General features: G+C 67.3%; 13 protein-coding genes. All 13 read right to left on the bottom strand.

Annotated features, from left to right (window positions below; translation table 11 throughout):
- Positions 1-176: 176 nt before the first annotated feature.
- The 13 genes from HZ321_RS13270 to HZ321_RS13330 all read right to left on the bottom strand — a co-directional run bounded on the left by HZ321_RS13270 (position 177) and on the right by HZ321_RS13330 (position 14749).
- Positions 177-1367: a urate hydroxylase PuuD gene (locus HZ321_RS13270; protein WP_181702834.1), complete on the bottom strand. Its 1191-nt coding sequence runs from the start codon at positions 1365-1367 to the stop codon at positions 177-179.
- A 136-nt stretch (positions 1368-1503) separates the two neighbouring features.
- On the bottom strand, positions 1504-2574 hold the full coding sequence (locus tag HZ321_RS13275; protein ID WP_181702835.1) for a BMP family ABC transporter substrate-binding protein: 1071 nt from the start codon (positions 2572-2574) through the stop codon (positions 1504-1506).
- Positions 2575-2669: 95 nt separating this feature from the next.
- Positions 2670-3584, bottom strand: coding sequence for an ABC transporter permease (locus HZ321_RS13280; protein ID WP_181702836.1), 915 nt, complete (start codon positions 3582-3584; stop codon positions 2670-2672).
- The gene (locus HZ321_RS13285) at positions 3577-4668 is read right to left on the bottom strand and encodes an ABC transporter permease (RefSeq protein ID WP_181702837.1); all 1092 of its coding nucleotides are present in this window, start codon (positions 4666-4668) and stop codon (positions 3577-3579) included. The genes HZ321_RS13280 and HZ321_RS13285 overlap by 8 nt, the downstream gene beginning before the upstream one ends.
- Positions 4658-6247, bottom strand: a complete 1590-nt coding sequence (locus HZ321_RS13290) for an ABC transporter ATP-binding protein (protein ID WP_181702838.1) — start codon at positions 6245-6247, stop codon at positions 4658-4660. Before HZ321_RS13290 ends, HZ321_RS13285 begins: the two co-directional genes overlap by 11 nt.
- Before the next feature lie 21 nt (positions 6248-6268).
- Entirely contained in the window at positions 6269-7240 is a 972-nt protein-coding gene (gene xdhC, locus HZ321_RS13295) for a xanthine dehydrogenase accessory protein XdhC (RefSeq protein WP_244635849.1), read from the bottom strand.
- Between the two features lie 64 nt (positions 7241-7304).
- Complete coding sequence (gene xdhB / locus HZ321_RS13300) at positions 7305-9641, bottom strand: xanthine dehydrogenase molybdopterin binding subunit (protein WP_181702840.1); 2337 nt, start codon at positions 9639-9641, stop codon at positions 7305-7307.
- Positions 9622-11130, bottom strand: coding sequence for a xanthine dehydrogenase small subunit (gene xdhA, locus HZ321_RS13305; RefSeq protein WP_181702841.1), 1509 nt, complete (start codon positions 11128-11130; stop codon positions 9622-9624). The genes xdhB and xdhA overlap by 20 nt, the downstream gene beginning before the upstream one ends.
- A gap of 3 nt (positions 11131-11133) precedes the next feature.
- Positions 11134-11490 (bottom strand): hydroxyisourate hydrolase, encoded by a 357-nt coding sequence (uraH, locus tag HZ321_RS13310; RefSeq protein ID WP_181702842.1) that lies wholly within the window; start codon positions 11488-11490, stop codon positions 11134-11136.
- 104 nt (positions 11491-11594) lie between these two features.
- A complete protein-coding gene (locus HZ321_RS13315) occupies positions 11595-12548 on the bottom strand; it encodes a LysR family transcriptional regulator (protein ID WP_181702843.1) in 954 nt (317 codons plus the stop codon).
- 8 nt (positions 12549-12556) lie between these two features.
- Positions 12557-13531, bottom strand: a complete 975-nt coding sequence (locus tag HZ321_RS13320) for a quinone oxidoreductase family protein (RefSeq protein ID WP_181702844.1) — start codon at positions 13529-13531, stop codon at positions 12557-12559.
- Positions 13532-13571: 40 nt separating this feature from the next.
- Positions 13572-14222, bottom strand: a complete 651-nt coding sequence (locus tag HZ321_RS13325; RefSeq protein ID WP_181702845.1) for an MFS transporter — start codon at positions 14220-14222, stop codon at positions 13572-13574.
- A gap of 11 nt (positions 14223-14233) precedes the next feature.
- A complete protein-coding gene (locus HZ321_RS13330; RefSeq protein WP_181702846.1) occupies positions 14234-14749 on the bottom strand; it encodes an MFS transporter in 516 nt (171 codons plus the stop codon).
- Positions 14750-14918 lie beyond the last annotated feature (169 nt).

Below are 14918 nucleotides of genomic sequence, written 5' to 3' on the forward strand. Positions count from 1 at the left end.
CGGACCAATCTGCCGGCGAGAAGTCTGTGGACGGTCGAAACAGCAGGAAAATCGGGCATTTCAGGGGCGGCGGGTGCGATGGACGGCAATCCGCCCGCCAGTCCGCGAACCGGCTCGGTCCGGTCGGATCTGCGCCACCTGGAGCAGTGGTTCCGCTCCATGCACGCCGCCAAGGATCACTTCAGCGCCGCGATCCATGCGCCAAGCATTTCGCGCTCCTTGGCCGTCATGCCGGTCTCGTTGCCGAGCGGCATGGCGTCGGACTTGACCGCCTGCTGTTCGATCAGTGCCGAGAACTGCCGCAGCTTGGCCGCGTCGGTCAGAACGACGCCCTTAGGTGCCTCCGCGAAGCCCTCGTGCGACGGTTTAGCTGCATGGCAGGCGACGCAGTGCTTGGCTGCGATCCCGACCACGACCTCGTCGGTGACAGCGACGCCGTCCACCGTTGTGGCGCGCGGAGCCGGTGCCGTCATCACCAGCGCGACCGCCAGGCCGGCGGCCGCGATCGGCAGCGTCCACCAGATCTTGGCGAAGGGATCTCCGGCCTCGTGGCGGTTGAGGAAATGGCGCGCCATCGCCCCGACCACCAGGATCAGCGCGACGAGGATCCAGCTCTGCGGATGGTTCGTCAGGATCGGATAGTGGTTCGACACCATCATCAGCAGCACGGGCAGCGTCAGATAGTTGTTGTGCACGCTGCGCTGCTTGCCCATAGCCCCCAGCGCCGGATCCGGTGCCTCGCCCCTGAGCAGCGCCTGGGTGATCTTCCGCTGGTTCGGCACGATCACCATGAACACGTTCGCCGCCATGATAGTCCCGACCAGCGCACCCACGTGGATGAACGCGCCTCGGCCGGAGTAGATGTGCGTGAAGGTGTAGGAGAACAGCATGATCAGCGCGAACACCGCCACTGCGAGCAGTGGCGTGTTCCGCCCGATCGGCGAGCGGCAGAGCAACCGGTCGTAGGCAAGCCATCCGCCGAGCAACGACAGGATCGAGATCACGATCGCTTCGGACGGCCGCATCGGCAAGAGGTCCGGGTCGATCAGGTAGGCCGACGCGTTGAAGTAGTACTGGACGGTAAGCAGCGCGAAGCCGGTCAGGAAGGTGAGATAGGCTTCCCACTTGTACCAGATCAGGTCTTCCGGCAGCTGCGCCGGGGCCACCATGTACTTCTCGACATGGTAGAAGCCGCCGCCGTGCACCTCCCAGGCGGTGCCGTAGACGCCCGGGTTCATCCGCTCCCGCTTCTTCAGCGAGAGGTCCAGCGCGATGAAGTAGAAGCTGGTTCCGATCCAGCCGATGCCGGCCACGAGATGCGCCCAACGAAGCAGGATGTTGGCCCATTCGGCAAGGAAAGCGGTCATGACGGCCTTGGCGTGAGATCGGAGAACGATGCCTTGAGCAAAGCAAGGCGCATGCCGGCCGGCTGACCGCCGGCCGATGCATCCCGGTTCGTCGCCCGCCTGGAACGGACGGGCGACGAATGGTTACGAGTTCGGCTTACTGCGGAAGCTTGTCGTCGACGCCCTTCACGTACCAGAGCATGCCCAGCAGATCCCCGTCCGGCACCACAGCGCCCGCCGGGTACTTCTCGGCTCCGGCCTGGTCGAAGATCGGGCCGGTGAACGGATGGAACTCGCCGGACTTGATCTTGGCGTAGGTTTCCTCGGCAAGCTTCTTCGTCTCGTCGGACATGTTGGCGAACGGCGGCAGCACCACCGCGCCTTCCTTCATGCCTTCCCACGTGTCGGTCGAGGACCAGGTGCCGTCCAACATCGCCTGCACGCGCTTGACGTAGTAGGGGCCCCAATCGTCGACGATGGACGTCATCTGCGCCTTGGGCGCGAACTTGATCATGTCGGACGACTGGCCGAAGCCCTTCAGCCCGCGCTCCTCGGCGATCTGCAGCGGAGCCGTGGAATCCGTGTGCTGGACGATGATGTCGGCGCCCTGGTCGAACAGCGCCTTGGCCGCGTCCGCTTCCTTGCCCGGATCGAACCACGTGTTCACCCAGACGATCTTCACCTTGAAGTCCGGATTGACCGACTGCGCGCCCAGCATGAAGGCGTTGATGCCCATCACCACTTCCGGGATCGGGAAGGACACGATGTAGCCGGCAAGCCCGGCCTTCGATTCCTTGGCCGCGATCTGGCCGATGACGTAGCGGCCCTCATAGAAACGGGCATTGTAGATCGCCACGTTGTCGGCCTTCTTGAAGCCGGTCGCATGCTCGAACTTCACGTCCGGGTACTTCTTGGCGACCTTGATGGTCGGGTCCATGAAGCCGAACGAGGTGGTGAAGACGATCTTGCAGCCTTCGCGGGCGAAGCGCTCGATGGCGCGCTCGGCGTCGGGGCCTTCCGACACGTTCTCCAGGTAGGCGGTCTCGACCTTGTCGCCGAGTTCCTTCTCCACCTGCAGGCGGCCCTGGTCGTGCTGGTAGGAGTAGCCGAAGTCGCCGATCGGACCGACGTAGACCCAGCAGGCCTTCAGCTTCTCTTGCGCGGACGCGGTCATGGTGCCGGCGGCAAGCGCGAGCGCGGTGCCGGCCAGGAGCAGTATCTTCTTCATTGTCGCTCTCCCTCTGGAAAGGTGGGTGTCCATGCGATCGCTGGAAAAGCGGGCGGAGCCGGATCGCGTCGACCCCGCCGGTTCAGGCCCCGACCTCAACGGTCGGGGACGAAGGGCGCGCCCAGGCAGGCGGGCGTGTTGAAACGCGTCGCGCGCCGGTTGCCGGAGATGGCGACCAGCACCACCACAGTCGCAAGATACGGAAGCATCGAAAGGAACTGGGACGGCACGCCGAGGCCGAGCGGCTGGGCGTGCAGCTGCAGGATCGTCACTGCGCCGAAGAGGTAGGCGCCGATCACCAGCCGCGACGGCAGCCAGGACGAGAACACCACCAGCGCCAGCGCGATCCATCCGCGGCCCGCCGTCATGTTCTCCACCCAGAGCGGCGTATAGGCGATCGAGAGATACGCCCCGCCGAGACCGGCGCAGGCCCCCCCGAACATCACCGCGAGATAGCGGACCCGGATCACCTTGTAGCCGAGCGCATGGGCCGACACGTGGTTGTCGCCGACTGCGCGCAACACCAATCCGCCGCGTGTGCGGAACAGGAACCACGACACGGCGAGCACCAGCGCGAAGGAGACATAGACCAGGATGTCCTGGCCGAACAGGATCCGGCCGACATAAGGGATGTCGGTGAGGCCGGGGATGCTGAGGCTCGGCAGCTTGATGCCGGGCGTGCCGACGAAGCCTTCGCCGAGCAGGCCCGACAGACCGAGGCCGAACAGCGTCAGCGCCAGCCCGGAAGCGACCTGGTTGGCCACCAGGGTCAGCGTCACGAAGCCGAAGATCAGGCTGACCGCCAGCCCCGCGACCAGACCGGCGACGATGCCGAGCAGCGGACTGCCGGTGGATACGGTGATCGCGAAGCCGGCGACGGCCCCCATCACCATCATCCCCTCGACACCGAGGTTGAGGACGCCGGATCGCTCCACCACGAGTTCGCCGATCGCCGCCAGCAGCAGCGGCGTCGCGGCCGTGATCACCGTCAGGATGATCGCTTCAAGCACGAGCCTGCTCCTGGGTGCTGCGGGTGGACACGAGGCGGATGCGGTAGAGGATCAGCGTATCGCAGGCGAGCACGAAGAACAGCAGCATCCCTTGCAGCACCGTCGCCACCTTGGACGACATCTGCATGGACGTCTGGATCGCCTCGCCGCCGAGATAGGAGAGCGCGATCACCAACCCGGCGATTAGGATGCCGATCGGATTGAGCCGGCCGAGGAAGGCGACGATGATCGCCGTAAAGCCGTAGCCGGGCGAGATCACCGGCTGCAGCTTCTGGATCTCCGTCATCACCACCATCAGCCCGGCAACGCCGGCGAGCGCGCCGGAGAAGGCGAAGGCGAAGGACGTCATCCGCCGCGCCGAAAAGCCGGCGAAGGCGCCCGCGCGCGGGCTCTGGCCAAGCACCCTGATCTCGAAGCCCTTCAGCGTGGAGCGCATCACCACCGCCAGCACAACCACCAGCGCCAGCGCGATGAAGGCCGAGGCGTTGAGGTAGAGCGGGCCGACAGGGAAGCTGCCGAGCACGGCGCTCTCGTTGAAATCGACCGTGATCGGAAAACCGAAGGCCTGCGGGCTCTTCCAGGGGCCGCGCACGACCCAGTCCAGGAACAGCGTGGAGACGTAGACCAGCATCAGGCTGGTCAGGATCTCGTTGGTGCCGAACCGCGTCTTCAGCACGGCCGGAACCAGCCCGTAGGCTGCCCCGCCCGCAGCCGCCATCAGGATCATCAGCGGCGCGACGATCGGGCTGACGAACTCCGGATAGAGGATCGGCAGGATCGACCCGGTGATCGCCCCGATGGTGAGTTGCCCCTCCGCGCCGATATTCCAGTTGTTGGAGAGGTAGCAGACCGACAGCCCGAGCCCGATGATGATCAGCGGCGTCGCCTTGATCACCAGCTGCTCCAGCGACCACGACGACATCAGCGGCTCGATGAAGAAGTAGAAGATGCCCGTCAGCGGATCATGGCCCTGGAGGGCGAAAACAATGGCGGCGAACAGCACCGTCAGGCCCACCGCGATCAGCGGCGAAACGAGCATCATGGTCCGGCTCATCTCCGGCCGGCGGACCAGTTCAATGCGCATGGGCACCTCCGGCCGTCTTCTCCGCGCCGCCGGCCATCAGCAGGCCGATCTCCTCTCGCGACATCGCCTCGGCAGGCTTCGGCGCCGAAAGATGCCCGCGCGAGATCACCGCGATCCGGTCGGCCACCTCGAAGATCTCGTCGAGGTCCTGGCTGATGACCAGCACCGCCGAACCGGCCCGCGCTAGGTCCACCAGTGCCTGCCGGATCACCGCCGCCGCCCCGGCATCCACGCCCCACGTGGGCTGCGCCACGACGAGCACGCCGGGCGTGCGGTCGACTTCGCGGCCGACCACGAACTTCTGCAGGTTGCCGCCCGACAGCGACCGCGCTTCCGGGTCCGGCGGCCCCTTGCGCACGTCGAACCGGTGCGTCACCGCCTCGACGATCTTGCCGGCGAGCCCGAACCGGGTGAAACCGCCCGAGGCGATGCCCTCGCCCGTGCCGTGCCGCGTCAGCACCACGTTCTCGGACAGCTTCAGCCCCGGCACCGCGCCGTGGCCCAACCGCTCTTCCGGCACGAAGGCCGCTCCAAGCCGCCGGCGGACATTGACGCCGTGGGCGCCGACCGGCTGACCGTCGATGGTCACCATGCCGTCCTGCGGCGCTTCCCGCTCGCCGGAGATGGCGTCGAAGAGCTCGCTCTGACCGTTGCCGGCGACGCCCGCGATCGCCACGATCTCGCCGCCCGCCACGCTGAGGTCGATCGCATGAAGCGGCACGCCGAAAGCCGACGTCGCCGGCAATGACAGTGCCTTCAGGATCAGCCGCGGCGCGCCGGGCGTTCCCTTCGACCGGGTCACCTCGCCGATCTCGCTGCCGACCATCAGCCGGGCGAGCGTGCCGACGGTCTCCGTGGTCGGATCGGTTTCCGCGACCACCTTCGCCCGCCGCATGATCGTGGCGTGGTGGCAGATCGCCCGGACTTCCTCCAGCCGGTGCGAGATGTAGAGGATGGCGCAACCCTCGTCTGCCAGGCGCTTCAGAGTCACGAACAGCTGGTCAGCCTCCTGCGGCGTCAACACCGAAGTCGGCTCGTCCATGATGATGAGTTCGGGGTTCTGCAGCAGGCAGCGAACGATCTCCACCCGCTGCCGCTCGCCAACGGAGAGGTCGGCAACCCGCGACGTCGCCTTCAGCGGCAGCCCGTAGTCTGCGGATACGGTCTCGATGCGCGCCGAGAGGCTCTTCATGTCGCTGCCCTTCGGCAGCGCCAGGGCGATGTTTTCCGCCACCGTCAGCGCCTCGAACAGCGAGAAATGTTGGAACACCATGCCGATGCCGAGCGCGCGGGCGGCCGCCGGCGAGGCGATCGTCACCGGCTGCCCCTTCCAAAGGACCTCGCCCGCGTTGGGCTGCAGCGCGCCGTAGAGGATCTTCACCAGGGTCGACTTGCCGGCCCCGTTCTCGCCCAGCAGCGCGTGGATCTCGCCCGGCATGACCCGGAGCGACACGTCATCGTTCGCCACGTTGTCGCCGAAGCGCTTGACGATGTGCCGTGCCTCCAGGAGCGGAACGCCGCCGCCTGTGCGGATTCGCTGGACCGATCCGTGCGTCCTCTCAGCGGCTCCTGCGCCCATGGCTCCCCGTTCGCCCCCGCCTCAGCTGATGGCCGCGATCAGCGGCTTGGACGGAACACCGTCCGCCGCCCGGATCCGCTCGTCTTCGATCAGCAGTTCCGCCGCTACCGCCGCAGCGATCATCGCCGGTTCCTTGGATTGTATGCCCGGCACTCCGATCGGGCATCTGAATTCACATGACGCTTGAGGACCAAGCCCCAGTGTCCTCAAACGGCTTTCGAATCTGGCGCGCTTAGTGGCGCTTCCGATCAGCCCGACATAGCCAAGGGCACCCGATTTCAAGGCCGCATGCAAGATGTCGAGGTCGACCCCGTGATCGTGCGTCATGATCAGTGCGAAAGCTCCCGGCGGTGCATCCGCAATGATGGTCGCTGGCCCGTCCGTCACGACCAGATCAACCGATTGCGGCACCATCGCGGGGAACATGTCGCGCCGCTCGTCCACCCAGATCACATCGAACGGCAGCGGCGCGAGCGCGAACACCAGCGCCCGGCCGACATGGCCCGCGCCGAACAGGTAGAGCCTGCGCCGCCGCGGTCCGAAGGCCTCCACCAGACTGCCGTCGCCCGCAAAGAACGCCGTGGCCGCCGCCGCTGTCTCGTCGAGCGGCACGCGGACGAGTCCGGCACCCGGCCGGACAGTCGCTGAGGTCATCAGCCCGCCCCCCGCCTCGCGCTCCGCCAGTGCCTCGATATCGCCGCGTCGCGCCGCGGTGATCGTCTCGATGCCGAGCGTCACATGTCCTCCGCAGCACTGGCCGAGGCTCGGGCCGAGCGCGAAGTCGCGCGTCGCGAACGTATCGGTTCCAGTAGCCAGCAGCGCCTTCGCCGTCTCGATCGCCTCCAGCTCCAGCCGGCCGCCGCCCACCGTTCCGGCAATGTCGCCGGACGCCGTCACCACCATGCGCGCCCCTGCCTCGCGCGGCGTCGAGCCGCGCGCACCGACCACCGTCACCAGGGCGACGACGGGATTGGACGCGAGGCAGCGCGCCAACGTGGCGAAGACGGATCTCATCGCGCCCGTCCCTCCCGCGACAATCGGTTGGTCCGCATCGGCATCACGCGTCGCCCCTCCGCATGGCGGTCACCGCCCGCATGATCGCTTCCGGCGTAGCGGGCAGGTCCAGCGGCGGAACGGTGCCCGGCTTCAGGCTGGCGATGGCATCGAAGATCGCCGAGAACACGGAAAGGCCCAGCATCAGCGGCGGCTCACCCACCGCTTTGGACCGGAAGATGGTCGTCTCCCGCGTGCCCTCGCTCTCGAACAGGGCACACCGGAAATCGTCCGGCACGTCCGAACAGGCCGGGATCTTGTAGGTCGACGGCGCGTGCGTGCGCAGCCGCCCGCGGTCGTCCCACACCAGTTCCTCCGTCGTGCACCAGCCCATGCCCTGGACGAAGGCGCCTTCGATCTGGCCGATGTCGATCGCCGGATTCAGCGACTTGCCGACGTCGTGCAGGATGTCGACGCGGTCCACCTTCATCTCGCCGGTCATCGTGTCGATCGTAACCTCGGAGGCCGCGGCGCCGTAGGCGAAGTAGAGGAACGGCCTCCCCTCCGCCGTATCGCGGTTCCAGGTGATCTTCGGCGTCTTGTAGTAGCCCGCCGCCGACAGTTGGATACGCGCCAGATAGGCCTTCTTCACGATCTCCGGGAATGGCACCGATCCGTTGCCGATGATCACCTGCCCGTCGCGGAAGGCGATCTGATCCGCCGGCGTGCCGTAACCCTCCGAGACGAAGGCGACCAGCCGGGCCTTGATCTCCCGGCAGGCCGTCTGCGCGGCCATGCCGTTGAGGTCCGACCCGGACGATGCGGCCGTGGGCGAGGTGTTTGGCACCTTTCCGGTCGACGTGGCGGTGATCCGGACCTTGTCGAGCGGTAAGCCGAACTCTTCGGCCACCACCTGCGCGACCTTGGTGTTGAGCCCCTGGCCCATCTCCGTGCCGCCGTGGTTCAGGTGCACCGAACCGTCGGTATAGACGTGGACCAGTGATCCCGCCTGGTTGAGATGGATTAGCGTAAACGAGATGCCGAACTTGATCGGCGTCAGCGCCAGCCCCTTTTTCAGGATCCGGTTCCGGCCGTTGAACGCCTTTACCTCGTTGCGCCGCCGCCAGTAGTCGGAGCTGCGCTCCAACTCTGCGATCAGTTCAGGAAGGAGATTGTCCTCAACCTTTTGGCTGAACGGCGTGAGGTCCCGGCCGGGGCCGTAGAAGTTCCGTTTGCGCACTTCCAGCGGGTCGAGCCCGGTCAGCACGGCGAGGCTGTCCATGATCCGCTCCGCCGCGGCCACGCCCTGCGGGCCGCCGAAACCGCGGAAGGCGGTGTTAGAACAGGTGTTCGTCTTCAGCCGCTCCGAGCGGATCGACACCGCCGGATAGTAGTAGGCGTTGTCGGCGTGGAACATGGTCCGGTCGTTGACGCCCAGCGACAGGTCGGCGGAGTAGCCGCAGCGCGCCGCGAACTCCAGCTGCGTCGCCAATATGCGCCCTTCGGGATCGTAGCCGACGGAAAAGCTCGCGACGTCGTCGTGCCGCTTGCCGGTCATCACCATGTCGTCGTCGCGGTCCAGCCGCATCTTGCACGGCCGCCCGGTGACGCGGGCGCAGATCGCAGCGATCACCGCCCACTGGCTCGCCTGGCTTTCCTTGCCGCCGAAGCCGCCGCCCATCCGCCGGACCTCGGCCGTCACGGCGGCGTCCGGGATGGCGAGCGCTTTGGCGACGAGATGCTGGACTTCCGTCGGGTGCTGCGTCGACGAGAAGACGTGCATGTCGCCGTCCTCGCCGGGGACGGCCATCGCCACCTGGCCTTCCAGGTAGAAATGCTCCTGTCCGCCGATCACGAGCCGACCGTCGAGCCGCCGTTGCGCGTTCGCCAGCGAAGTCGCCACGTCGCCGCGGCCGAAGCGGTACTCCGGGAGCACGTGGCTGTTGGCGGCCTGCGCGTCCTCGATGGTGATGATCGGCTTTTCCGGCGCGCCTTCGAAGGTGGCGAGCCGCGCCGCGCGCCGGGCCGCCTCCCGGCTGGTCGCGACCACCGCGAACACCACCTGCCCCCAGAACTCGATCGTTCCGTCGGCAAAGATCGGATCGCCCCCGATGGAGGGCGAGCAGTCGTTAACCCCCGGCACGTCAGCGGCCGTGACGATCGCCACCACGCCCGGCACGGCCCGTACCTTGTCGTAGTTCACCGCGGTGAGGGTCCCGCGCGTGATGTTCGGGCACCAGCCCGGCGCCACGTGCAGCAGGCCCTCAGGCTCGCGCATGTCGTCGATATAGGCCGCCGAGCCCGTGACGTGCTTGGCCGCGCTGTCGTGGTGCAGCGGCTGCCGGACGACGGAGAAGGTGCCGTCCTGCGTCGGGTCGCGATCACTCTCCAGCGCCGACATGGGCAACCTCCGTCTCAGCCGCGGTCCGCCGGCCGATCAACCGCGTCCGCTCGCTCGAAGCGCCCGCGGCCTCCACCAGCGCCTTGGCGAGCAGCGCCCGCGCGGTCTCCAGCCGGTAGTGGGCGCTCGCGCGCATGTCGGTCAGCGGCGTGAAATCCTCGGCCATCGCCTCGAACGCATCGTGCCACGACGATGCCTGGGCCGGAACCGCGCCGATCAGTTTGGCCTCCACCGTCGTCGCGCGCTTCGGTACGCCGGCCATCCCGCCGAAGGCGACGCGCGCATCGCGGATCACGCCGTTCTCGATGGTGAACAGGAAGGCCCCGAGCACGGCGGAGATATCCTGGTCGAACCGCTTGGAGATCTTGTAGGCCCGGAACACCTGCCCTAGCGCCAGCTTCGGCACCAGCAGCCCGGCCACGAACTCGCCCGGCCGGCGGTCCTGCTTGCCGTAGTCGATGAAGAAGTCCTCGATCGGGATCGCCCGGCCCGTCTCGCCGCGCACCAGCTCCAATGTCGCACCGAGCGCGATCAGCACCGGCGGTGTGTCTCCGATCGGCGACCCGTTCGCAACGTTGCCGCCCACCGTGCCCGAGGCGCGCACCTGCCGCGAGCCGATCCGCTTGATCAGGCTGGCGATGTCCTGGTCGATCGCGTCGAGGGCGTCCAGCGCCTTCTCGTAGGTCGCAGTCGCGCCGATGATCACCGCGTTGCCGACGTCCTCGATCCGGTCGAGATCCTCCACCCGGCCGAGGTGGATGAGCTTGGCGACCGGACGGAACTGCTTGGTGATCCACAGACCGACGTCGGTCGCGCCAGCCACAAGCGTCGCGTCGGGATGCCGCTCGTAGAGAGCCGCCAGCGAGGCGATGCTCCGCGGCGCGGCGAAAAAGGCGTCCTGGTTGCCGACGAAGAGATCGGACCTGTCGTTGAGATACTGGAGCAGACCCGCCGTTTCGGCCTCCGCGCGCGTGAACTGGTCATCCGGCGGACCGGCGAGCACGGCCCGCGCCGCGTCCACGATCGGACGGTAACCCGTGCAGCGGCAGAGATTGCCCGCCAGCCACTCGTCGATCGTGGTGCGGGTCGGCGCGGTGCCCCGCGCTTCGTCGTGGTAGAGCGCGAACAGGCTCATCACGATCCCAGGCGTGCAGAAGCCGCATTGCGACCCGTGATGATCCACCATCGCCTGCTGTACCGGATGGAGCGTCCCGCCTTCAGCCAGATCCTCCACCGTGACGACTTCCTTGCCGTCCACCTGCCCGACGAACTGGATGCAGCTGTTCACCGGCCGATAGGTGATCCGGCCATCCGGCCCCACCTCGCCGACCGCCACCGTGCAGGCGCCGCAGTCACCCTCGTTGCAGCCCTCTTTGGTGCCGCAAGCTCGTTCCCGCAGGCGAAGGTAGTCCAGAAGGGTTTCCGTCGGGCCGGCATCCGCCACCTCGACGATCCGGCCCTTGCGGACCATGCGGACCTTGTCCCTCATGGGTCAGCTCCCCCGATAGGTGGAATAGCCATAGGGCGAGAGCAGCAGCGGCACATGGTAGTGGCGGCTTGCATCGGCGATCCCGAACCGGATCGGAATGACATCCAGAAATGCGGGATCCGGCAGCGCGTGCCCTTCGATCCGCAGATAGTCGCCCGCGTGGAATTGCAGTTCGTAGAGTCCGATGGCGAACTCGCTCTCGTCCAGCACACCGCCGTCGACCCGGCCGTCATCGTTGGTGACCACCGATTTCACGAGCGCGAAGGTGCCGTCCGGCCCCACTCTGAAGAGCTCGGCGACCAGACCCACGGCTGGCAGCCCTGACGCCGTGTCGAGTACGTGCGTAGTCAGTCGGCCCAATGTCTGTCCCCCTTGGCCCGCCAGTCGCTGTTGAAGCAGCGCCGCTTTTTTACGCGTGCCGAGAAAACGATCGCATGACTCTTGCCGTCCGCGAAAGTGCTATTTCAAGATCTTGCCGTTGCCGTTTCGGCATCATCCACCGGCATCCGCCGCGCAAGTTCCTGCATGGCGAACGAATGGAAAGTCGCCGCGGCAAGTTTCAGCGTCCGGTCCGACCTAACGACCAGCGCGAACTTGTCCAGCAGGAGATCCGCGTCCACCAGCGGCTTGAAGACGAGCTTGCCGCTTTCGAGATCCGGCCCCAGGTCCATCAGCGTCTGGAACGCCACATGCCGGCCGCCCCGCGCCACCGCGCGCATGAAGCTCAGCGTCGAACTCTCCACCGCCACTCGCGGCCCGCTCGATCGGAAAGCGGACGTCGCCTCCAGCGCCGCGCGTATCGAGAGCCCCCGCGCCGGCAGGGCGAGCGGGAAGCGCAGGCAGTCCGTCAGTCGTACGGTCGCGAAAGACGCGAGGGGATGGTCCGGCGTCACCACGGCGCCGATCATCAAGACCCGCCGAAGCACCACGTCCAGCCGCCGGCCCTCTTCAGGATTGAATGTGAACGCCAGGTCGGCATCACCCTCCGCCACCAGACGCGTGGCCTCGTCCGACCCCGCGACGGTCACGATCACGTCGATGCCGGGATGGGATTGGAGGAAGAGACGTACGATCTCCGGCAACACGTCCTGTGCCACGCTCTCCACGGTCGCAATGGCGACGCGGCCGCGCTTCAGCCCCTTGAGAGCATCGATCTCCGCCGCCGCATCCTCGAAATCCCGGATCGCGTCGGTGACGTGGCGCAGCAGCACCTCCCCGGACGGACTAAGCCGGATGCTCCGGCCGATCCGCTCGAACAGCGCCACGCCGAGATCCGCTTCCAGCCCGAGGATCTGCCGGTTGACTGCCGACGACGCGACATTGAGCTCCCGCGCCGCGGCCCGGAACGAACCAAACCGCGCGACCGCTGCAAAGTATCGCAGCGCCGGAGACACCAGATGGCGCGATCGGTCGGACATCGCGCCCGTCAGGGAATCAGGATCGTCGACCCGCGGGTGCTCCGCGAAGCCAGAGCCTGATGGCACCCGACCACGTCGTCGAGGGCGAACTCCTGCCCGATCTCTACCGTGACGATGCCTTTGGCCACCTTGTCGAAAAGGTCCGCTGCCCCGGCGAGCAGGTCCTCCCGCTTGGCGAAATAGTGGAACAGCGTCGGCCGGGTGGCGAAGAGCGAGCCCTTCTGGGACAGCAGGATCATCTCGAACGGCGGCACCGCGCCCGACGAGTTTCCGAACGAGACGAACAGTCCGCGCATCCGCAGGCAGTCGAGCGAGGCCGGAAAGGTGTCTTTGCCCACCGAGTCGTAGACAACGTCGCACTTCTCGCCGCCGGTGATCTCGGCAACGCGCGACACGAAATCCTCCGCGCGGTAGTCGACGATGTGCGTGTAACCGGCCTGTCGCGCGAGTTCGACCTTGTCCGGCGATCCGACCGTCCCGATCGTCGTCGCGCCGATCGACTTCAGCCACTGTCCGGCGATCAGCCCGACGCCGCCGGCCGCCGCATGGAAGAGCACCCTGTGGTGCGGCTCCACCTTGAAGGTTTGCGTCACCAGAAACTGCGCGGTCAGTCCCTTGAGAAGAACCGCCGCCGCCGTCCTGTCGTCCACGTTGTCCGGTATCGGCACCAGCCGGTCGGCCGGCATTGTGCGATACTCCGCGTAGGCGCCGACGCTGCCGGCGTAGACGACCCGGTCGCCGACCGCCACCTCGCTTACGCCGGGGCCGATGGCCTCCACCACGCCGGCGCCTTCGCTGCCCGGCGTGAACGGAAGCGGTGTCGGCGCCTTGTAGAGGCCAGAGCGGAAATAGGTGTCGATGAAGTTCACGCCGATCACGGTGTGGCGGATCAGGGCCTCCCCCGCACCAGGCACCGGCACCTCCACGTCCTCGACCTTGAGGACTTCCGGACCGCCGACTTCATGGACGCGCACAGCCTTCATGCCAACTCTCCCGCTCGGAACGACCTTTGAACGGAAGAGCCTAGGCCCTCTCCGCCGTCGATGAAAGACCCGGGGCGTCCGGCTCGGCCCTTGCCTGCCCAGCAAGCAACCCGGTCAGGATCACGAACGGCAGCGTCGACAGAAGCGCCGCCGCAAGTCCGAAGCTGTGGCCCAGGAAGCCGATCGCCGGCGGCGCGATCAAAAGCGACGTCATCACCGCCAGCGTCAGCCCGGCGAGGTTCGCCGCGGCGCTGGACCCGCTTCGCGCGGCCACGGCGGTGACGGCGATCGGGAACACCAGGCTGACGCCGCCGCCCATCAGCGCCAGGGCGAGGCAGGCGACCGCGACGGACGGAGCATTCACCAGAAGCACCAGGCCGACTCCCGTGGCGAAGGCGCAGCCGCGGACGATGGCGGGCGCCGTGAACCGGGCTCGGACGATGTCGCCGCCGAACCGCCCCGCGGCCATCGACAGCGCGAAGATGGCATAGCCTGCGCCGGCCATGAACGGCGACGCAGCCATCACTTCACGCATGTAGAGGGTGCCCCAGTCGTAAATGGCGCCTTCGGCGAGGGTGATGCCGACGGCCATCGCGCAGGCGCCTGCGACGCTGCGGTCGGGCAGCGCGAACAGCGGCGCGCGTCCCTGGCCGGTAGGCCGTTCCACCGTCCGGTAGGTTTCCGGCGGCAACCAGGGGCGGATCAGCAGGCCCGCCAGGACCCCCCTGCACAGGCCAGCGGCAGATGCACCCGGAAGGAGACGCCCTCTTGCGCCAGCGCGCCGGCAACCAGCGCGCCGGCCATGATCCCGAGGCTCCAGAAACCGTGGCAGCGCGACATGATCTTGTGCCCCCGCGCCTTTTCCGACGCATCGGCGGCCGAGTTGATCGAAACCTCCATGCCCGCGTTGGCAGCGCCGGACAGGAAGATCGCGATCGCCAGCATCGGCCAGCTTGGCGCCACGGCGATCGGGAGCAGCGACAGCGACAGCAGGATCACCGAGGTGAACGCCACGCGCGCCGGCGAACTCCGCTCGATCCACCGCCCCACGAACGGGATCGTGCAGACCGTGCCGATCGGAGCGGCGAACAGCGCCAGCCCCATCGTCGCCTTGTCGATCGACAGGTCGGCCAGGAAGTCGGGGACACGGGTCAGCCAACTGCCGATCAGAAAGGCGTTCAGGAAGAAGAACGCACCGATCCGGATGAAATGCGGCACGGGAAACTCCGGTCGGCGGACTGGCCTGTCCCCGGAGGGACGGCGAATGGAAACGCACCGCGCCGCCGAGCACGAGGGCCCGCGGAGGACGATCGGCGCGGCAGGATTGAATCGTTCCATAGCATTGTGCCTGCCGCTTGTCGCCGCATTCCTCGTCTGGCGGCTTCAC

It is taken from the genome of Chthonobacter albigriseus, from assembly GCF_013839445.1.
GTDB classification, from domain to species: Bacteria; Pseudomonadota; Alphaproteobacteria; order Rhizobiales; family Pleomorphomonadaceae; genus Chthonobacter; species Chthonobacter albigriseus.

Coding starts and splice junctions, on each gene's coding strand:
- HZ321_RS13275 (WP_181702835.1), bottom strand. CDS start 2,574: ATGAAGAAGATACTGCTCCTGGCCGGCACCGCGCTCGCGCTTGCCGCC.
- HZ321_RS13270 (WP_181702834.1), bottom strand. CDS start 1,367: ATGACCGCTTTCCTTGCCGAATGGGCCAACATCCTGCTTCGTTGGGCG.
- xdhA (WP_181702841.1), bottom strand. CDS start 11,130: ATGAGGGACAAGGTCCGCATGGTCCGCAAGGGCCGGATCGTCGAGGTG.
- HZ321_RS13285 (WP_181702837.1), bottom strand. CDS start 4,668: ATGCGCATTGAACTGGTCCGCCGGCCGGAGATGAGCCGGACCATGATG.
- HZ321_RS13320 (WP_181702844.1), bottom strand. CDS start 13,531: ATGAAGGCTGTGCGCGTCCATGAAGTCGGCGGTCCGGAAGTCCTCAAG.
- HZ321_RS13290 (WP_181702838.1), bottom strand. CDS start 6,247: ATGGGCGCAGGAGCCGCTGAGAGGACGCACGGATCGGTCCAGCGAATC.
- xdhB (WP_181702840.1), bottom strand. CDS start 9,641: ATGTCGGCGCTGGAGAGTGATCGCGACCCGACGCAGGACGGCACCTTC.
- HZ321_RS13315 (WP_181702843.1), bottom strand. CDS start 12,548: ATGTCCGACCGATCGCGCCATCTGGTGTCTCCGGCGCTGCGATACTTT.